The organism is Bacteroides fragilis NCTC 9343 (assembly GCF_000025985.1).
GTDB lineage: Bacteria > Bacteroidota > Bacteroidia > Bacteroidales > Bacteroidaceae > Bacteroides > Bacteroides fragilis.
On the sequence record NC_003228.3, the window covers coordinates 2,050,779 to 2,069,695 of the forward strand.

Sequence of the window (18,917 nt, forward strand, 5' to 3'; positions counted from 1 at the left end):
GTGGAAGCGGTGAAACGACTGTCCGGATAGACAAGGAAACAGCCGGATAGCCGACCGGACGGACAGCCGAACGGCTGATTGTCTTGCCGGACAAACGGACGGACAACCGGATAACCAGCCGGATGATCGGCTAAACAGCCAAACGGCTAAATGACTAAACGGCTAAACGGTCAAACGGCTGAACAGCCGGACAAGCGGACAGCCGGATGATTGGATGGATGCCGGGCTGAATGTATGACCGGATGCCTGAACGAATGAACGGACGAATGAACGGCAGAGTGGCTGAAAAGCTGACCGATTGAGTGAACAGAGAAGCGGCTGCACGGGCAGCCGGATGAATAACCAACAGAATGACGATATGGACAGACAGACATTGAACGTGGCTTTCGCCACACAGAAAGGCGGCAGCGGCAAGACGGCTATCACGGTGCTGGTGGCGGGCTACCTGCACTACCGCTTGGGGTGTCCGTTAGCGGTGATCGACTGCGACTTCCCGCAGTACAGCCTGTACGAGATGCGGGAGCGGGACAGCCGGGCGGTACTGGAGAACGAACACCTGAAACGGGCGGCTTACGAACAGATGCGGCAGCCGGGGCGTGCCGCCTATCCGGTGCGCAAGTGCCGGGTGGAACAAGCCCCCGACACGGCAAGGGAGCTGGCGGCGGAAGGCTGCTACGACCTGCTCTTCTTCGACCTGCCGGGCACGGTGAACTCGGCGGGCATCCTGCGCACGATCGCACAGATGGACTACATCTTCGCCCCGGTGAGTGCGGACAAGGCGGTGCTGGAAAGCACGCTCTCCTTCCTCGACGTGCTGCAACGGATGATGCTGGGCAAGGAGACGAGCCGCCTGAAGGGGCTTTACCTTTTCTGGAACCAAGTCGACAAGCGGGAAACGAGCGGGCTGTACGAGAAGTACGGGCAGGTGGTCGCCGACATGGGGCTGCCGATGCTGCAAACCCGCATCCCCGACACGAAACGCTTCCGCAAGGAGGCGGACGGCACGGGACGGACGGTGTTCCGCTCCACGCTGCTGGCTCCCGACAGGCGGATGTTGGCAGGCAGCGGCATCCCCGAACTGACCCGTGAGATAGCGACCATCCTCAAACTGGAAGGCTATGAAGAGACAGCGGAATGAGAAGCCCATCGACGAGGAGCTGCTGATGCGGATGATGGCGGGCGAGGCGGCAGGGACGGGAGAACCGGGAACCGGAAAGGAGGAAACCGCCGTGCCGGTAGAGAAGGCGCAGGAAGGGAAGGCGGCGGAGACAAGACGGCGCAAGGGAAGGCAGGCGGACTACGAGACGACCTTCCTCAAGGGCATGGACATCCCCGCCCGCTACGGCAAGCCGGTCTATGTGCGCCGTGAGTACCACGAGCGCATCGCCAAAATCTCGGTGATGCTGACGGGCGGCAAGGTGTCGCTCTCGGCATACATCGACAACGTGCTGGCGCAGCACTTCGAGCAATACCGGGAGGAGATCGAGGCGGCATACGCCGGGAAACTGGAGAACCTCTTTTAAATAGGAAGGAGGAAACGGCATGATACTGAAATTATCGCTCACCGTCCTGCTGCTCTATTACCTCGCCGTGCTGTGGAAATACTACCGGCAGGACATCGCCGGGATATTCGGGACAGCGGAAACGGACGAAGACACGGACGGAACGGGAAAGGAGCCGGGGCAACCGGGCGAGCCGTACACGGTCATGGGAGAAAGCACCTACCTGCCCTTCGCAGCGGAGGACGGGGAGGAAGCGGCAGCCGGAGCCGTGGACGAACCCGCCACGGAGGACGACGGGGCGGACTACTCCGACATCGAGCCGGAGGAGGACGAGGAGGAGACGGACTATGAACCCACGCCGGAGGAGATCCGGGCACTGGAGGAGGAAGAGGAATTAGGGGCTTATTACCCGGACGGCAACCCCGACTTCGCCACGGGGTACTCCTTCGATGACCTGAAAAAGGTGCGCCGGGTACTGGTGTCGGACGATGCGGGCGAAAAGGCGGAGCGGGAAGCCCGTGAGGTGCTGCCGTCCGTGATGGGGTCGGACATCTGGGAGGCGATGCTGGACGAGTTCGAGGGCGCACGTGAGCGTGTCGCCCGGCTGATGGACAACCATAATGTTTAATTAAAATTTTAAAGACAAATGAAACAGAAAAGAATCTTTTTTACGGCGGCCTGCATACTGGCTGCCGTGGGCGCAATGGCGCAGGGAAACGGGCAGGCGGGCATCACCGAAGCCACGCAGATGGTCACCTCGTATTTTGAGCCGGGGACGAAACTGATTTACGCCATCGGTGCGGTGGTCGGCTTGATCGGCGGGGTGAAAGTGTACGGGAAGTTCAGCGCCGGCGATCCGGACGTGAGCAAAGTCGCCGCAAGCTGGTTCGGAGCCTGCATCTTCCTGATCGTGGCGGCTACCATCCTCCGTTCGTTCTTCCTGTAAAACAGCGGACTATGGACTTGGAAATCAACAAGGGGATCGGCAGGAACGTGGAGTTCAAGGGGCTGGAAAGCCAGTACCTCTTCATCTTCTGCGGCGGTCTGCTCGCCGTGTTCGTGGTGTTCGTCATCCTGTACATGGCGGGCGTGAACCAGTGGGTGTGCATCGGCTTCGGCGTGGCTGCGGCTACGCTGCTGGTATGGCTGACCTTCCGGCTGAACGCCCGGTACGGCACGCACGGGCTGATGAAGGCAGCCGCCCGCAGGCGGCATCCGAGGTACGTGGTGAACCGCCTGAAAATCCCCCGATTATTCACCTTTAAACACTGGCAAGAATGAGAAACGTAATGAAAGCGACGACACTCGAAAGCAAGTTCCCGCTGCTGGCGGTGGAGAACGGCTGCATCGTGAGCAAGGAGGCGGACGTGACGGTCGCCTTCAGGGTGGAACTGCCGGAACTGTTCTCCGTCACGGGGAGCGAGTACGAGGCGGTCCACTCGGCTTGGCACAAGGCGGTGAAGGTGCTGCCGGAGTATTCCATCGTGCACAAGCAGGACTTCTTCATCGAGGAGAAGTACCGGCCGGAAACGGACAGGGACGACCTTAGCTTCCTGAGCCGGAGCTTTGAGAGGCACTTCAACGAACGCCCGTTCCTGAACCACTTCTGCTACCTGTTCCTTACCAAGACGACGAAGGCACGGAGCCGTCAGGAAAGCACGTTCTCCACCCTCTGCAAGGGCAGGCTTGTCCCCAAGGAGATCGAGGACCGGGAGACGGTTACGAGGTTCCTCGAAGCGGTCGGTCAGTTCGAGAAGATCATGAACGACAGCGGTTTCGTTACGCTGCGCCGCCTCACGACGGACGAGATCACCGGGACGGAAACGGCGGCGGGCATCGTGGAGAAGTACCTCTCGCTCTCGCAGCACGACACGACGGTGCTGAAGGACATCCAGTTGAACCCGGAGGAGATGCGCATCGGCGACGACATCCTCTGCCTGCACACCCTCTCTGACACGGAAGACCTGCCGGGCAAGGTGGCGACGGACAGCCGCTACGAGCGGCTCTCGACCGACCGCTCGGACTGCCGCCTGTCGTTCGCCGCCCCGGTGGGCTTGCTGCTGGACTGCAACCACTGCTACAACCAGTACATCTTCATCGACGACCACGGGGAGAACCTGAAACGCTTCGAGCAGACCGCCCGGAACATGCACTCGCTCTCCCGCTACTCCCGTTCCAACCAGATCAACAAGGCATGGATTGAGGAATACCTGAACGAGGCGCACTCGAAAGGGCTGACCTCGGTGCGCTGCCACTGCAACGTGATGGCGTGGAGCGACGACCGGGAGGAGCTTAGGCGCATCAAGAACGAGGTGGGCAGCCAGCTCGCCCTGATGGAGTGCAAGCCGAGGCACAACACGGTGGACGTGCCGACGCTCTTCTGGGCGGCGATACCGGGCAACGAGGGGGACTTCCCCTTCGAGGAGAGCTTCTACACGTTCATCCCGCAAGCCCTGTGCTTCTTCACCGAGGAGACGAACTACAAGGACTCGCTCTCGCCCTTCGGCATCAAGATGGCGGACAGGATGACGGGCAGACCGCTGCATCTGGACATCAGCGACCTGCCGATGAAGAAAGGGGTGATCTCGAACCGCAACAAGTTCGTCCTCGGTCCGAGCGGAAGCGGCAAGTCGTTCTTCATGAACCACCTCGTGCGCCAGTATTACGAGCAGAACAGCCACATCGTGCTGATCGACACGGGCAACTCGTACCAAGGGCTGTGCGAGCTGATCCACCGCAAGACCAAGGGCGAGGACGGGATTTATTACACGTACACGGAGGAGAAGCCCATCAGCTTTAACCCCTTCTTCACGGACGACTACAAGTTCAGCGTGGAGAAGAAGGACAGCATCAAGACGCTGCTGCTGGCGCTGTGGAAGGGCGAGGACGAGAAGGTCACGAAGACGGAGAGCGGCGAGCTGGGCAGTGCGGTGTCGGCGTACATCCGCCGGATACAACAGAACCGGGACATCGCCCCCTCGTTCGACACCTTCTACGAGTACATGCTGAACGATTACCGGAAGGAGCTGGCTGCAAGGGACATCAAGGTGAGCCGGGAGGACTTCAACATCGACAACTTCCTGACCACGCTGCGGCAGTATTACAAGGGCGGGCGCTACGACTTCCTGCTGAACTCGAACGAGAACATCGACCTGCTGCACAAGCGGTTCATCGTCTTCGAGATCGACGCCGTGAAGGACAACGCCGAGCTGTTCCCCGTGGTTACGATCATCATCATGGAAGCCTTCATCAACAAGCTGCGCCGCCTGAAAGGGGTGCGGAAGATGCTGATCTGCGAGGAGGCTTGGAAAGCCCTTTCCTCGCCGAGCATGAGCGAGTACCTGAAATATCTCTACAAGACCGTCAGGAAATATTTCGGCGAGGCGATTGTCGTCACGCAGGAAGTCGATGATATCATCTCGTCCCCCATCGTGAAGGAGGCTATCATCACCAACTCGGACTGCAAGATCCTTTTGGACCAGAAGAAGTACATGAACAAGTTCGACGGCATCCAGTCGATGCTCGGTCTGACGGACAAGGAGAAGTCGCAGATACTCTCCATCAACCTCGCCAACCATCCCGGACGGAAGTACAAGGAGGTCTGGATCGGTCTGAACGGGGTGCAGTCGGCGGTGTACGCCACGGAGGTGTCGGCTGCCGAGTACCTGACCTATACCACCGAGGAGAGCGAGAAGACAGAGGTGTTCGCACTGGCGGAAGAGCTGGGCGGCGACTTGGAGCTTGCCATCAAGCGGCTGGCGGAGACGAAGTATAAATAATGTGCCGATGCGCTGGCGGGGAGCGGCGGACAGGTTGCCGGACGGGTGGTTGATTGACCGGACGAACGGCTGAAGGGTCGGATGATTGACCAAACGGCTAAACGGTCAAACGGTTAAACAGTTAAACGGCTGGATGTACAAACGGCTAAACGATATGGAGAGAATAAAATTTTGTAAAACTTAAAAAAACGGAATCAAGATGAGACGATTGAATTTAATCCTGCTGCTGTCGGCGGTGACGGCGGCGCTGGCGTTTGTCATTTCCTGCAAGGAGACAAATGCGGAACGGTTGGAAAAGATGTGCGGCGAATGGGTCAGCACGGGCGGAAAGCCGCCCTTCACCCTCTGGGAAGAGGACGGCAGGTACCGTGTGACGGTCATGCACAGGAACCACACGGGCGGCAGTGAAGCGGAAACCTACCTCGTCCGGGAAACGGAAGGGGTGCTGTTCATCGAGACGGGCTTCGCCGTGATGATGGACTATGACCGGGAGAAAGACCGCATCCGGCTGTCGCCGGGCGGAGAGTACAGGAGAAAGAGTGACGGAACCCTAAAACAGTAAGGACATGAGAACGATAAAGACAATCATCGTGGGCGTGGCGTGCCTGACGGCAGGTGCGGCCAACGCCCAGTGGGTCGTACACGATCCCGGCAATCTGGCGCAGGGCATCATCAACACGACCAAGGAGATCGTGGAGACCTCCGCCACCGCACAGCACACGCTGGACGGATTCAAGGAGACGGCGAAGATATTCGAGCAGGGACGGAAGTATTACGATGCGCTCAAGGCGGTGCATGACGTGGTGAAAGGCGGCGTGAAGGTGAAGAAGTCCATCGAGATGGTGGCGGACATCTCGGAAATCTACGTGCGCAACTACCAGAAGATGCTCGGCGACCCGAACTACACGCCGGACGAGCTGTCAACCATCTCGTTCGGGTACGCCAAGCTGCTCTCCGAGAGCGCGGACATCCTGCAAGATCTGAAGAACGTGGTGAACGTGACGGGGATGTCGCTCTCGGACGCCGAGCGGCTGGCGATCATCGACCAGAGCTACAAGCGGCTGCTGGAGTACCGCAACCTCGTGCAGTATTACACGGACAAGAACATCTCGGTGAGCTACCTGCGGGCGAAGAAGAAAAAGGACGCCGACCGGGTGGTGGCTCTCTACGGGGATGCGGAAGACCGTTACTGGTGAGAGTGGCAATATATAATAATGTTCACGTACATAAATATAATATAGGACTATGTTGTTAGCGATAGACTTCACGAACCTGCACGAGATATTGCAGGCATTGTATCAGGACATGATGCCGCTCTGCGAGAAGCTGACGGGGGTAGCCAAGGGAATCGCCGGGCTGGGTGCGCTGTTCTACGTAGCCGCCAAGGTGTGGCAGGCGCTCGCCCGTGCCGAGCCCATCGACGTGTACCCGCTGCTGCGCCCGTTCGCCATCGGGCTGTGCATCCTCTTCTTCCCCACCTTCGTCATCGGCACGATCAACACGGTGCTCTCGCCCGTGGTGAAGGGCTGCCACGGGATGCTCGAATCACAGACCTTCGACATGAACCGATACCGGGAACAGAAGGAGACGCTGGAGAGGGAGGCGTTCCGCCGTGACCCGGAGAAGGCGTATCTGGCGAGCAAGGAGGACTTCGACAAGAAGCTCGACGAGCTGGGCTGGTCGCCCAAGGACTTGAAGACGATGGCGGTGATGTACATTGACCGGACGGAGTACAACATGAAGCGGAGCATCCGGCTGTGGTTCCAAGAACTGCTCGAACTGCTGTTCCAGTCGGCTGCGCTGGTGATCGACACGATACGGACGTTCTTCCTGATCGCTCTCTCCATCCTCGGTCCGATAGCGTTCGCCCTCTCGGTCTATGACGGGTTCCAGAGCACGCTCACGCAGTGGATAACGAGGTACATCTCCATCTACATGTGGCTGCCCGTGAGCGACCTGTTCAGCTCGGTGCTGGCACGCATCCAAGTGCTGATGCTCACCCGTGACATCGAGGCGATGAGCGACCCGACCTTCATCCCGGACAGCTCGAACACGGTGTACATCATCTTTTTAATCATCGGGATATTCGGGTACTTCACCATACCGACCGTCGCCAACTGGATCATCATGGCGGGCGGGGTGAGCCATGCCAACCGTGCGATGAACCAGACCGCCACGAAGATAGGCAACGTCGCCGCAGCGGGTGCGGGCGCAGCCGTGGGGAACATCGCCGGAAGGATCGTCAAGTAGCGGCGGATGTCCCAAGAACATGAGTCATAACGAATAAAAAACCGGAAACATGGAATTTAAAAGTTTGAAAAATATCGAAACGAGCTTCAGGCAGATACGGCTCTTTACGCTGGTGTTCGCCAGCCTGTGCGCCGTGGTGACGGGCTTCGCCCTGTGGAAGTCGTACAGCTTCGCCGAGGCGCAGCGGCAGAAGATCTACGTGCTGGACAACGGCAAGAGCCTGATGCTGGCACTCTCGCAGGACGTGCGGCAGAACCGCCCGGTGGAGGCACGGGAACACGTGCGCCGCTTCCACGAGCTGTTCTTCACGCTCTCGCCCGACAAGTCGGCTATCGAGGGCAACATCAGGCGTTCGCTGCTGCTGGCGGACAAGAGCGCCTTCAACTACTACAAGGACCTCTCGGAAAAGGGGTATTACAACCGGATAATCTCGGGGAACATCAACCAGATGATAGAGATAGACAGCCTGCGGTGCGACTTCGACAAGTACCCGTACAGCGTGCGGACATTCGCCCGGCAGATCATCCTTAGGGAAAGCTCTGTTACGGAGCGCAGCCTTGTGACCCGCTGCCGTCTGCTGGATGCGGTCAGGAGCGACAACAACCCGCAGGGCTTCATCATCGAGGGCTTCGAGGTCACGGAGAACAAGGATTTGCAGACCCTCAAACGCTGACGGACATGATAGGCAAGTTCATCACAAAGGCGCAGGACTGGGCGGACGGGAAGCTCCGCCGCCTCGCCGGGCGTATCTCGCCCGACATGCGTGTGGCAATCATCCTCGTGATGCTGGCGGCGTTCGGCGCACTGTCGGTCTATATGACCGTCGCCTCCATCTACCGCATCGGCAGGAACGACGGGAAGGAACTGGGGATAGAGCATGTCAGGCGCCTGCAATTGCCCAATGACAGTATTGTCAACCCTTTTGAAAGCGGACGGCATGGGACTGGCGGAGAGGTTGAGTGAGTGGCTGCTCCGCCGCCGGGAGCGGCAGGAGGAGCGGAACATGAGGCAGGTAACGGCGTATTTCGGGAGCCTGCTGAAAAAGAGGCGTGCGGATGCCGGCGCAATCCTCCAGTCCGTCAGGGACTACCGGGACTGCCCGGAGGTGACAAGGAAACAGGCGGAGCTGCTGCTGGAACACAGGTTCTTCCGGTACGTGTACCAGACGGGCTATCCCGAATGGCGGGCGGTCATGGACGCCTTGAAAGAGACCCGTTACGGGATGCGTGAGGGGGCGGCAATCCCCCGGAGCGTGAAGGAGGCGGCGGAAAGCCCGATGCTGCGTCTGGCGGCGCAATACAAGGTGCTGGAGCACGAGTACACGAGGCGCAACGCCCCGCAGCCGCTATCCCCCGAAGCGCAGGCGGAACGGGATGCGGCGCACCGGCTGCTGAACTGCTGCATGAGGGAGGGCGACCTCGACGCACTGAAAAGGCTTGCCCTGAAAGGCGAGAAACCGGACGACTCGGTGGCCATCCGCCACGGGCTGGCGGAAGGCTACCGCAGGCTCGAAGAACTGAGCCGGGAATGGAGCGAGGAGATGCGGGGCGACAACCACACCGTCATGGAACAGATCGAGTTGCGGGAGGCGGACGAGCGGGGAAAGCTGATGCGGCAAGCCGCCGCCCTTTACGAGAGGAAGACGGGCGGCATACTGCCCGGCGACTATCTGGAAGCGGTGAAGGCGGAACGGGCGCTGCTCCACGGGCTCGCCCGCCACGGCTGGGACGGTCAGCGGGAAGTACCGAAGGAGACGGTGGAGAAGTACGGGCTGATGGAGGATTTTGCCGGCATCGCCCGGCTAAGGTGGGACTACCACCTGAGCGAGGACAACGGCGACCTCTCCCGTGACTACCCGGAAGCCGCCATCGGACGCCACAACCGTGCCATTCGGGAGCGGGCGGCGAAAGAACTGGCAGGTCTGGAAGCGAGGCTGTTCCCCGAAAAGGCGGCAAGCCGGGAACGGAAGGCTGCGCACCTGCGGGCGGACAACCGGGCAAGCCCCACGGCATCGCTCAAACGGGAACGGAAGGAACCACCCGGCAAGCGGCAAGCCGGGGAGACAAGCAGGCGGAAGCCTCCGGGGAGAAGAATCAGAATGTAGGACAACCATAAATTTTTGACATGATGGAAGAACAGAACCAAGAAAAAGTAACGGCAACGCAGCACGTAAAGGCGGCGGATGCCGCAGCCCCGGAGACGGGGAACGGAAAGAAGGAGGACAAGGGCGGCGGGAAAAAGGAAAAGAAGACAGCCAAGCCGCTCACGCCGAAACAGTTGCAGCAACGGAAGAAGCTGATGGTATATCCGCTGATGGGCTTGCTGTTCCTCGGCTCGATGTGGCTGATATTCGCACCTTCGGAGGAGCGGGAGGTGAACCGGGACACCGTGGGGGCGTTCAACGCCGACATCCCCCTGCCGGAGAACGACGGGATCATCGGCGACAAGCGGAAAGCCTACGAGCAGGCGCAGGCGGAAAGGCGGCAGGCAGAGAAGGTGCGCTCGCTGGAGGACTTCGCCTTCTCCGAAGAGAGCGATGCGGACGGGGTGGAAATGGAACTGCCGGACAGCGAGCCGGAACGGGAACCGTTCAGGGACTACTCGGGCAACGGCGGCGGCCGCTCTTCCGTCGCCGCCTACCGGGACATCAACCGGAAACTCGGCTCGTTCTACGAAGAGCCGAAGGTGGACGGGGAAAAGGAGGAGCTGAAAAGGCAGGTGGAGGAGCTGACCGCCAAGTTAGAAGAAAGGGAACGGCAGGCGGGCGGAATCGACGATCAGGTGGCACTGATGGAGAAGAGCTACGAGCTTGCCGCCAAGTACATGGGGCAGAACGGGCAGGACGGCGCAACCGTGCAGACACCCGCCACCGTGCAGAACGGCAACGGCTTGGGACAGCCCGCCGTGGCGGTGCAGGCGGCACGGGAGCGGACGGTATCGGGGCTGCAACAGCCCCTAAGCGATGCGGAGTTCATGCGGCGGTACAGCCAGCCGAGGAACTACGGCTTCAACACGGCGGTGGGCAGCGGGTACGCCCTCGGGAAGAACACGATAGCCGCCTGCATCCACCAAGACCAGACGGTTATGGACGGTCAGCAGGTGAAGCTCCGGCTGCTCGAACCGTTGCAGGCGGGAAACCTGACCATCCCACGCAATACGGTGGTATCCGGTACAGGCAAGGTGCAGGGGGAACGGCTCGACATCACGGTATCGTCCGTCCAGTACCAAGGTAACATATTGCCGGTGGAGTTGGCGGTCTATGACAACGAGGGAATGAAAGGGCTGTGCATAGAAACCTCACTGGAGCGGGAAGCGGCAAAGGAGGCGATGGCGAACATCGGCGGCGGGCTGGGAACGAGCATCTCGTTCGCACGGAGCGCCGGGCAACAGGTGGCGATGGACATCACCCGTGGGCTGATGCAGGGCGGCAGCCAGTACCTCGCCAAGAAGTTCCGCACGGTAAAGGTGCACCTGAAAGCGGGTGATCCGCTGATGCTCTACGCCAAACAACAATAAATCAACAGATTATAAAACCATTAAAAAGTAAAGACAATGAAAAAGATTTTTGGATGGGTTGCCCTGCTTGTAGGCATGGTGACGGGTGCGAACGCACAAGTGAATGATACGATACAGCGGACCACGGGCAACGACCTGTATCAGGGGATTACACGGAAGCTACCCTACTGGCAGATGGTGACGCCCCACGGGGTGCAGGTGACGTTCGCCAAGACGGTGCATATCATCTTCCCCTCGGCGGTGCGGTACGTGGATTTGGGAAGCAATTGGATTATCGCCGGGAAAGCGGACGGTGCGGAGAACGTGATCCGGGTGAAGGCGGCGACCGAGGGGTTTCCGGGGGAAACGAACTTTTCCGTCATCTGCGAGGACGGGAGTTTCTATTCATTCAATGCCCGGTATGCGCACGAGCCGGAGATGCTGAACATCGAGATGAAGGATTTTTTGGAGAACGGGGACACGACGGACTTTTCGCATACCCGCATGAACATCCATTTCCGGGAGCTGGCAGGCGAAAGCCCGCTCTTGGTGAAGCTGATCATGCAGAGCATCTACAAAGAGGACAGGCGGGAGATCCGGCACTTGGGCTGCAAACGCTTCGGGGTGCAGTTCCTCCTGAAATCCGTCCACTCGCACAACGGGCTGTTCTATTTCCACACGGAAACGAGGAACAGGTCGAACGTGGCTTTCCGGACGGACTTTATCCGGTTCAAGATCGTGGACAAGAAAGTGCCGAAGCGCACCGCCATTCAGGAACGGGTGATCGACCCGGTGCGCAGCTACAACGAGGTGCTGGTGACGGAGGGGAAAAGCGACGTGCGCACGGTGTATGCCGTCCCGCAGTTCACCATACCGGACGACAAGCTGCTGGTCATCGAGCTGTTCGAGAAGGACGGCGGCAGGCACCAGACCATCCGGGTGGAGAACGCCGACCTCGTGGCGGCAAGACAGATTAACGAACTGAAAATCAAATAAGCGATGAAAAGGTTACTGTTCATTATCCTGCTTTTCGGGGTGTGCCTGCATGTGAACCAGGCACACGCCCAACGGTGCCTGCCCGGAATGAGGGGCATACAGCTCACGGGCGGGCTGTCGGACAACATGCGCTGGAAAAACGGCGACGGCTTCGGCTACCACGCCGGGATAGCGGTGAGCACCTACACGAAGAACGCCCACCATTGGGTGGTCGGTGCGGAATACTTGGAGAAGCGGTACGGCTACCGGGACTGCCTCTATCCGGCGAGCCAGCTCACGGGCGAGGGCGGCTATTACCTGAACTTCCTGTCAGACCGGAAGAAGACGTTCTTCGCCGCACTGGGGCTGTCCGCCCTTGCCGGGTACGAGACGGTGAACTGGGGCGAGAGCCTGCTGCCGGACGGCTCCCGACTCACGGATGAGGACAATTTCATCTACGGGGGTGCGCTGACGCTGGAGCTGTCCGCCTACGTGACGGACAAGATTGTCTTGCTGGTAAACGGTCGCCAACGGGTGCTGTTCGGCGGCGACTGCGGGAAGTTCCACACGCAGGTCGGCGTGGGAATACGTTTTATGATTCGATAACTGCTATATTATAATAATGTATATATGAGGACAATGATTTATAAAATACTCACGGGCTGCTACATCGTGGCCGCCCTCGTGCTGGTCGCAGCCTGTAATGACGGGCTGGACATTCAGACGAAATACCCGTTCACGGTGGAGACGATGCCCGTCCCGAAGGAGCTGAAAGTGAACGAGACGGCGGAGATACGGTGCGAGCTGAAACGGGAAGGACGCTGGGAGGACACCCGGTACACGATCCGCTGGTTCCTCTTCGACGGGGAAGGGACGCTCAAACTGGACGACGGCACGGTGCTGCTGCCCAATGACCGCTACCCGCTGGAGAAAGAGACGTTCCGGCTCTATTACACCCCGCTGTCGGACGAGCAGAGCGGCTTCACCGTCTGGGTGGAGGACTCGGACGGTCAGGCGGTCGAGCTGGAGTTCGACTTCAATGCGGACAACGACAAGGAGGACGGGTATGGAACGGAATGATCTGGTTCTATACCTCGACATACCGGAATTTTCCGAAGCCCTGCATGTCTCGAAGTGGCGGACGGACATTGTCCTTCCACAAGCGGGGGACAATATACGTCCGGAAAACCTGCTGTCGGAGAAAACGCTCGCCATGCTGGAGACGGTTTCCGCCGGGGAGGTCTGGGAAGACATGAAGGACGACTGCCGGACCATGCGCCGGGTCGTGGAGCACGAGCTGTTCCGGGTGACGGAACGGGGATTTCACCTGCGCAGGGACGGGACACCGTGCTGCACGCTGACGCTGCAAAGATACCGTGTGCACGATGCCGGAAGGCGGATGAAAACAGAAGTGCCGCCATCCTATCCAGCCCGGGGCGTGGAACGGAAAAGCGGGAAAATCCGGTTTTATTTCCGGAAATACTTTGTGCATATCGACGTGCCGGACACGCTGCCGCAATACCCGGAGGTGCGTGAGTTCGTGAACATAAAGCCGCTGCTCTCGGAGGCGGATAGAAAACTGCTGGCGGAAACGGAATGCGATGAAGCGGAAAGCCTGCTGGAGTGGATAAAGAATGAAGGCTATTGCCATGTCCGGGCGAGGTGCTGGACGCCGGACGAGGAGAGCGGCGGATGGATGTGCGTGTTGTCGGTGGATGTTTAAAGGGGTTTATAACAAGAAAAAATGTAAAAACATGGAACGAGAAGAAAGAATGTATCAGGTGCCTCTGGAGATGATATGCAGGCACGACCGCACGGCGGAGGTCTGCCGTGCCGCCGTTGAAGAGGACGGCTGGCAGTTGGAGAACGTGCCCGAGGAGATGAAGACGCCGGAACTGTGCCGGAAGGCGCTGGAAACGGAAGCGGGATTCGGGAACGACTTCCACCGGGGGCTGGTCCAGCATATCCCGTCCCCGGAGGTGTGCATGGAGGTGCTGAAGGAGTGCCGGGAGAACAACCCGGAAGAACTCTACGGGGTGGCGGTGGCTATCCGCCCGGAGGTGATGAACGGCGAAATGGCGGACTTCCTGCTGCCGCTGGACGGCAGGTGCATCAGCATCCTGCCCGTACACCTGCAAACGCCGGAGCGGGTGCGGGTGGCGGTGGAAACGTCGGGGATGTCCGCCGTCGGGCGTGGCGGAGTGCCGAAAAGCCTGCTCACGCCCGATGTGTATGTCAGGTGCGCCGCCCACAGCCGGGAGTCGCTGATGATGATCCCGTGGGCGGAACGCTCGCCGGAGGTCTGCCTGATGGCGAAGACGCTGTACCCGGACATAGTGAAGAATCACCCGGAGTTCGTGCCGGAGAGCGTGCGTAACCAAGACAGCATCTACACGCTGAACAGCCTGATGGAAAGCCTGACGGGGGAAAAGTTCAGCTACCGGCAAATGACGGACTTCTACAACGGGAAGCCGCTGGATGTGAAACGGATGGAGACGCCGGACGGCGTGCAGAAGGACAAGGCGGTGAAGTTCGACAAGGAGACGGGGAAGTTCTCCTTCTCCGACATCCGGCAGGAGCGGAAACGGGGGTTGAAGATGTAGCGTGAGCCGGACGAAATGGAAAGCATCCTTCGGGATGCTTTTTCCATATCCGCCCTGCCGCTTTCCGGTTTCTTTTGCTTCTTGTTCTTTTCCCGCCCCGCTCACGAAAGAAAAGAAGTGCAAAAAGGATAGCGAGCAAAAAAGGGGACGCTTAAAGCATCCCCTCGTCCATGTAGCTGAGGTAGGTGTCCCCGGTCAGTATGATGTGGTCCAAAAGCTGTATGCCGATTGCCTCGCAGCCTTTCTTCAACTGGCTGGTCAGGTTGTTGTCCGGCGTACTCGCCACGGTCGAGCCGGACGGGTGGTTGTGCGAGAGGATGATTCCCGAGGCGTGGGAGACGAGAGCCGTCTGGAGGACGATGCGTATGTCCACCACCGTGCTGTTCATGCCGCTGCGTGAGACGCACGAGACGCCCAGCAGCCTGCCTGCGCCGTTCAGGTACATCGCCCAGCACTCCTCGTGGTGCTGCATACAGTCCTCGTAGAAGGTCTTGAGGATGTCGTAAGACTCCTTGGAAGAGCGGATTCTAACTCTCTTGGATGCGTCAGCGTCCTTGTAACTTACGGTGATTTGAGGGAAAGACAGTGTATTCATAATGCAAAAAATTAAAAGTGAAACATTTATTTTTTGCTTTGGGGCACGGGGAAAGAACGGACTTCATGCAAGGCTTTTGCGTGGAATACGACCCGAAGGTGTGGAGATTGCGCGCAAAACCGTCAGGTTCAGCCTTGCTGCTTGTCCGTTTTTCCCCGTAGGTTTGCTAAAAAATGAGTGTGGAGCTTGGCTAAAAATCCGGTGGGTCGAGGGGTTTCTTTTTGCTTCTTTCTCTTTTCCCGCCCACGGCTCACCGAAAGAAAAAGAAGTGCGTCCGAAAATCGGGTCAATCCTTTCCCACGGGCGGGTAAAAAAAGAAGTCCGGGCGGATCGCTACCCGTCCCGGACTTCCGGCGATGAAACACAAGGGGGGGATGTTATGGCGTGATTTCCCCCGTTGCGATTAGGTTTCCGTCCGAATAATACGCTATCTTCCCGTAGGTAAACCCCATGTCGGGAATGGCTACGAAAGCGATATAGTCCGAATACTCCCTGCCTTTGAGGTTCTTTCCGACAAGGTTGTTGAATATCATGGGGATGCTATGACCGTCCCCGCTGTAAAGGACGGTTTTCCCGTTCTGTCTGATTTCCTGCTTCATGCCGTTTCCTTGAAAAGTGTCCCGTCGATAAGGTACTCCCAATTATTCCTGTGGCTCTCGTCCGTGAAATATTCCTCGCTCTCGCAATACTCGCAATCGTCTCGGCACGAGCGGAAGAAGTTTTCCAGACAGTCACGCATGAGTTCCTTGAAATTCCGTGTGTCGGGCGAGCGCATGAAGTCCATGAGGGGTTGCAAGATGATTTCGTCCGACACAACGCCCGTGAAGGGGCATTCGCAAGTGACGGAGATACGGCTCCTGCGTCTTTTCTTGCGGTCTTTCGTCCAATAGACTTTGGGCTTGTACAACCCCGCATGGAAGTTGTTATAGAGGTAAGCCAGCAAGCGGACGCCTGAAAGTTCCTCTGTGTCCGCCTCGTGCTTGGTATAGAAACGGTAAGCGTATGTGCAACTGTCGTAACGGTAGTTGGTGCAGACGATACGGAAAAGATTGCAGAAGGCTTCGAGCGTGTCGCAGTTCTCGGAAGCATACGGGTAATCGTTTCCCTTGGCAAGCCAGTCGGTATAGGCTCTCTGACGGGCTTCGTCCTCCAGTTCCGCAATGCCGAATAGTGTATAGGTTCTCTGTACGGTTCGCATAAGTTTGAAAATTTGAAAGTTTGAAAATCGGTTTCTTTGCTATCTTTCTTTTTCGCCACGGCTCACGAAAGAAAGTAGCGGGCGGATTTCTCCGCCCTGCCCTTTGTCCTTAGGCTGCAATCTCTTCGGGTTGCGGTTGTTCCTCGGGTTGCGTTACCTTGCGCTCCCTTGCCCGTTCCTGCATCAAGAGGACGGCTTTCTTTTCCTCGATGCGCTGGTGACGCTTCTCGTACACCCCGTTGTACTCCCTTTCGATGTTGGCGAGTTCCTCCGGCATGTGCCTGCGTGCGAAGTCAAGCAAGAGGGTCGCCACGGTGTTGTTCCCGTACGCTCCCTTGAAGTTGGCTACAAGGAAGTCCCTGCGGATGATGGTCTTCATCCTCACGGTGAGGTTGCCGATAATCCCCATCTTGTCCTCGTCCGTGATATACGGCTTGTCTTCCGCAATCCCCACGGCTGCGAAGTGTTCCTTTCGGAGCGAGGACAGAAGGAAGAAGTACAACATGGTATCTTCATCGGCACTGAACTTACCGCCCGTGATGTCGGCTTCGAGAATCTGTTTCTTGGTGTCCTCCACCGTGCGTTCGAGTGCGATTTCCTTGTTGCGCTCGTCCTGCTTCTCCAACTTCTCCACGGGTGAGAGCGGTGCGGGTGCGGGCGTTCCGTCCGCTGTCTGTGCTTCGGTCATGTTCTCCACGTAACAGAATGTAATCTCCTTCTGCCCGATTTTGGCATAGACGGTGATTTCCCCCGCTCCGCTCCTGCGGGTGATTTCCTCCTCCTGCTCCATGTAGTCCGCCCATTGCTGCTCGTAGCGGGTGCGGGCTTCCCCGTAGCGTTCGGGGTCGTTGAAATTTTCGGCTTTGGGTTCTTTGGGGCAGCTTGGAAAGGCGGTGTACCTGTCAAGGGTCTCCACCTCGTAGCCCGAAGCGGTTAGCCGTTCTACCACCGTCTCGTTGGTAGTGTAGCGGTCACGGCAGAGCGACACCTCCGGCTGGTTCCGCATGATTTGCACGGCTCGCTCCATGAGGTAGGATGCGTTCATCTCGGCAAGGCACGTGCGGTTGGCGCAATGCCCGCACCCGCCATCACGGAACAACAGCAAGTTATTGGTGTTATGTGCGCACGTGGCGCACTCGGTCTTGTCGAAGCGGTAGTATTGCAGGTCGGTGGTGAAGTTCTGCTCGATGCGCCTTGCGACATCGGCGGCTTTCAGTCCCCGCCAACTGTTGTACGTTCCCTCGTCCTGCAAATGCTTCTCGTACACCTCACGCTGAATGTCCTCCCCGTATCGGCAGATTTCAGCCGCCACGCTGATGGTGATTTCATCCGCATCCAAGAGGGCGGCGATTTCGGGGATAAGGGCGGTGAATTTCAGCCGTGTGCGGATGTAGTTCTCGTTCTTTCCGAAGAGTTGCGCCAAGGTCTGCACGGTGTGGCGTCCGCTCTCGATAAGCCGCTGATAGGCTGCGGCTTCCTCCACGGGTGTCACGTCCTTGCGCTGCAAGTTCTCGGTAATCGCCATTTCCTCGGCTTCCTCGTCCGACAACTCGGTTACGATTGCGGGAATTTCGTCCCTGCCCGCAATGACGGACGCACGGTAACGGCGTTCCCCGAAAACAATCCCGTAACGGTCTGTCCCGTCAACGGGGCGCACGGTGATGGGCTGCAACACGCCCTGCTGCTTGATGCTATCGGCAAGCTCGTAAAGGCTCGTTTCATCGAAATGCTTGCGTGGGTTGAAACCGCTCGGCTGAATGTCTGCCAATGCTACCATCGTGATGTTTCTCTCTGCTGCTGATTGATTTGCTTTTGTCTTCATAATCTGTTATTTTTAAGTTGATTGTTTATAGTTGTTCTTTTTGATTTTAATAAACCGTCCCGTTCGGGCAATCGGTTTCTTTGCTATCTTTCTTTCCCCGCTCCGGCTCACGAAAGAAAGTAGCGGGCGGAAAATCCGCCCTTACGGGGCTACCTGCGGTTATAGCATACGTTCGCGAACTTCTTTTTCTGCTCTACTGCCCGTTTGAGGGTGTAGAACGTGCCGCCTATGGCTACCGTATCGTAATAGACCATCAGAAAAGCGGAGTTTTCCAAAAGGTAGTCGTTACGGCGCAGGAAACAGCCCTCGGTATATCCGTCCTGCAAGGTTACCACTTCATCGGCTTGCGCCAAAATGGTGTCGTAACGCTGCTTGTCGGCTTGGGTGTACCGCTCGGCTTGTCCCTTGAAGGGGACAACGCATTTCAGACGGATATGCGGGTATCTCTTTTTGAGGTTCAATACTTCTTCTGCTGCGATAAGGTCGAAGCCCTCGCACATTCCCGACAAAAAGGTGTCGTAGCCTTTTTTGATACAATAACTTTCGATGGCTGCGAACGTGTCGAACGCCACCTCCCTGAAGAGTTTCTCACGGTCTGCCGTGAACTTGGCTATACGGTTGGTGCGGTGTCCCGAAAAGGCTACCGTCTTTTCCTTGGTAACGGGTGTTCCGTTTTCTGTCCATGTCCTTGTTTCCAT

At 58.3% G+C, this 18,917-nt stretch carries 25 protein-coding genes; 19 read left to right on the forward strand and 6 right to left on the reverse strand.

Annotation, left to right across the window (positions count from 1 at the left end; all coding sequences use genetic code 11):
- Positions 1-154: 154 nt before the first annotated feature.
- Complete coding sequence (locus tag BF9343_RS22400; protein WP_032537824.1) at positions 155-346, reverse strand: hypothetical protein; 192 nt, start codon at positions 344-346, stop codon at positions 155-157.
- A 12-nt stretch (positions 347-358) separates the two neighbouring features.
- On the opposite strand from BF9343_RS22400, the gene BF9343_RS08160 reads away from it, so the two are divergent.
- The 18 genes from BF9343_RS08160 to BF9343_RS08245 all read left to right on the forward strand — a co-directional run bounded on the left by BF9343_RS08160 (position 359) and on the right by BF9343_RS08245 (position 14,604).
- Positions 359-1,138: a ParA family protein gene (locus tag BF9343_RS08160; protein ID WP_010992654.1), complete on the forward strand. Its 780-nt coding sequence runs from the start codon at positions 359-361 to the stop codon at positions 1,136-1,138.
- Complete coding sequence (locus BF9343_RS08165) at positions 1,119-1,523, forward strand: DUF3408 domain-containing protein (RefSeq protein ID WP_010992655.1); 405 nt, start codon at positions 1,119-1,121, stop codon at positions 1,521-1,523. The genes BF9343_RS08160 and BF9343_RS08165 overlap by 20 nt, the downstream gene beginning before the upstream one ends.
- A 19-nt stretch (positions 1,524-1,542) precedes the next feature.
- The gene (locus tag BF9343_RS08170) at positions 1,543-2,130 is read left to right on the forward strand and encodes a hypothetical protein (RefSeq protein ID WP_010992656.1); all 588 of its coding nucleotides are present in this window, start codon (positions 1,543-1,545) and stop codon (positions 2,128-2,130) included.
- An 18-nt stretch (positions 2,131-2,148) separates the two neighbouring features.
- Positions 2,149-2,448, forward strand: coding sequence for a DUF4134 domain-containing protein (locus tag BF9343_RS08175; protein WP_004327362.1), 300 nt, complete (start codon positions 2,149-2,151; stop codon positions 2,446-2,448).
- Between the two features lie 11 nt (positions 2,449-2,459).
- Complete coding sequence (locus tag BF9343_RS08180) at positions 2,460-2,783, forward strand: DUF4133 domain-containing protein (protein ID WP_004327363.1); 324 nt, start codon at positions 2,460-2,462, stop codon at positions 2,781-2,783.
- The gene (locus BF9343_RS08185; RefSeq protein WP_010992657.1) at positions 2,780-5,281 is read left to right on the forward strand and encodes a TraG family conjugative transposon ATPase; all 2,502 of its coding nucleotides are present in this window, start codon (positions 2,780-2,782) and stop codon (positions 5,279-5,281) included. Before BF9343_RS08180 ends, BF9343_RS08185 begins: the two co-directional genes overlap by 4 nt.
- 199 nt (positions 5,282-5,480) lie before the next feature.
- A complete protein-coding gene (locus BF9343_RS08190; RefSeq protein ID WP_010992658.1) occupies positions 5,481-5,843 on the forward strand; it encodes a DUF3876 domain-containing protein in 363 nt (120 codons plus the stop codon).
- A gap of 4 nt (positions 5,844-5,847) precedes the next feature.
- Positions 5,848-6,477 (forward strand): DUF4141 domain-containing protein, encoded by a 630-nt coding sequence (locus BF9343_RS08195; protein WP_009041281.1) that lies wholly within the window; start codon positions 5,848-5,850, stop codon positions 6,475-6,477.
- A gap of 49 nt (positions 6,478-6,526) precedes the next feature.
- Positions 6,527-7,531, forward strand: coding sequence for a conjugative transposon protein TraJ (gene traJ, locus BF9343_RS08200; protein ID WP_004327367.1), 1,005 nt, complete (start codon positions 6,527-6,529; stop codon positions 7,529-7,531).
- A 49-nt stretch (positions 7,532-7,580) separates the two neighbouring features.
- Positions 7,581-8,204, forward strand: coding sequence for a conjugative transposon protein TraK (traK, locus tag BF9343_RS08205; protein WP_004327368.1), 624 nt, complete (start codon positions 7,581-7,583; stop codon positions 8,202-8,204).
- A 5-nt stretch (positions 8,205-8,209) separates the two neighbouring features.
- Positions 8,210-8,494 carry a TraL conjugative transposon family protein gene (locus tag BF9343_RS08210; RefSeq protein WP_004327369.1) on the forward strand — a complete coding sequence of 95 codons (285 nt, stop codon included), beginning with the start codon at positions 8,210-8,212 and terminating at the stop codon, positions 8,492-8,494.
- Positions 8,469-9,635, forward strand: coding sequence for a hypothetical protein (locus tag BF9343_RS08215; RefSeq protein WP_041926200.1), 1,167 nt, complete (start codon positions 8,469-8,471; stop codon positions 9,633-9,635). The genes BF9343_RS08210 and BF9343_RS08215 overlap by 26 nt, the downstream gene beginning before the upstream one ends.
- Before the next feature lie 20 nt (positions 9,636-9,655).
- On the forward strand, positions 9,656-11,047 hold the full coding sequence (gene traM / locus BF9343_RS08220) for a conjugative transposon protein TraM (RefSeq protein WP_010992660.1): 1,392 nt from the start codon (positions 9,656-9,658) through the stop codon (positions 11,045-11,047).
- A 36-nt stretch (positions 11,048-11,083) separates the two neighbouring features.
- Entirely contained in the window at positions 11,084-12,022 is a 939-nt protein-coding gene (traN, locus tag BF9343_RS08225; RefSeq protein WP_010992661.1) for a conjugative transposon protein TraN, read from the forward strand.
- A gap of 3 nt (positions 12,023-12,025) precedes the next feature.
- Complete coding sequence (locus BF9343_RS08230; protein ID WP_010992662.1) at positions 12,026-12,607, forward strand: conjugal transfer protein TraO; 582 nt, start codon at positions 12,026-12,028, stop codon at positions 12,605-12,607.
- 24 nt (positions 12,608-12,631) lie between these two features.
- Complete coding sequence (locus BF9343_RS08235; protein WP_004326117.1) at positions 12,632-13,081, forward strand: DUF3872 domain-containing protein; 450 nt, start codon at positions 12,632-12,634, stop codon at positions 13,079-13,081.
- Positions 13,068-13,724 (forward strand): hypothetical protein, encoded by a 657-nt coding sequence (locus tag BF9343_RS08240; RefSeq protein ID WP_010992663.1) that lies wholly within the window; start codon positions 13,068-13,070, stop codon positions 13,722-13,724. Before BF9343_RS08235 ends, BF9343_RS08240 begins: the two co-directional genes overlap by 14 nt.
- Before the next feature lie 31 nt (positions 13,725-13,755).
- On the forward strand, positions 13,756-14,604 hold the full coding sequence (locus tag BF9343_RS08245; protein WP_041926201.1) for a hypothetical protein: 849 nt from the start codon (positions 13,756-13,758) through the stop codon (positions 14,602-14,604).
- A 151-nt stretch (positions 14,605-14,755) separates the two neighbouring features.
- On the opposite strand, the gene BF9343_RS08250 is transcribed toward BF9343_RS08245, so the two are convergent.
- Positions 14,756-15,199 carry a JAB domain-containing protein gene (locus BF9343_RS08250; RefSeq protein ID WP_010992665.1) on the reverse strand — a complete coding sequence of 148 codons (444 nt, stop codon included), beginning with the start codon at positions 15,197-15,199 and terminating at the stop codon, positions 14,756-14,758.
- 1 nt (position 15,200) lies between these two features.
- Here BF9343_RS08250 and BF9343_RS08255 point away from each other — a divergent pair, with 1 nt between their 5' ends.
- Positions 15,201-15,587 carry a hypothetical protein gene (locus tag BF9343_RS08255; RefSeq protein ID WP_041926202.1) on the forward strand — a complete coding sequence of 129 codons (387 nt, stop codon included), beginning with the start codon at positions 15,201-15,203 and terminating at the stop codon, positions 15,585-15,587.
- Here the strand turns inward: BF9343_RS08255 and BF9343_RS08260 are convergent.
- The 4 genes from BF9343_RS08260 to BF9343_RS08275 all read right to left on the reverse strand — a co-directional run bounded on the left by BF9343_RS08260 (position 15,577) and on the right by BF9343_RS08275 (position 18,917).
- Entirely contained in the window at positions 15,577-15,798 is a 222-nt protein-coding gene (locus tag BF9343_RS08260) for a DUF7688 family protein (RefSeq protein ID WP_004326125.1), read from the reverse strand. The genes BF9343_RS08255 and BF9343_RS08260 overlap by 11 nt on opposite strands.
- On the reverse strand, positions 15,795-16,397 hold the full coding sequence (locus tag BF9343_RS08265) for a hypothetical protein (protein WP_004326128.1): 603 nt from the start codon (positions 16,395-16,397) through the stop codon (positions 15,795-15,797). The genes BF9343_RS08260 and BF9343_RS08265 overlap by 4 nt, the downstream gene beginning before the upstream one ends.
- 109 nt (positions 16,398-16,506) lie before the next feature.
- Entirely contained in the window at positions 16,507-18,219 is a 1,713-nt protein-coding gene (locus BF9343_RS08270) for a ParB/RepB/Spo0J family partition protein (protein WP_010992666.1), read from the reverse strand.
- Between the two features lie 149 nt (positions 18,220-18,368).
- The gene (locus BF9343_RS08275) at positions 18,369-18,917 is read right to left on the reverse strand and encodes an SLOG family protein (RefSeq protein WP_041926203.1); all 549 of its coding nucleotides are present in this window, start codon (positions 18,915-18,917) and stop codon (positions 18,369-18,371) included.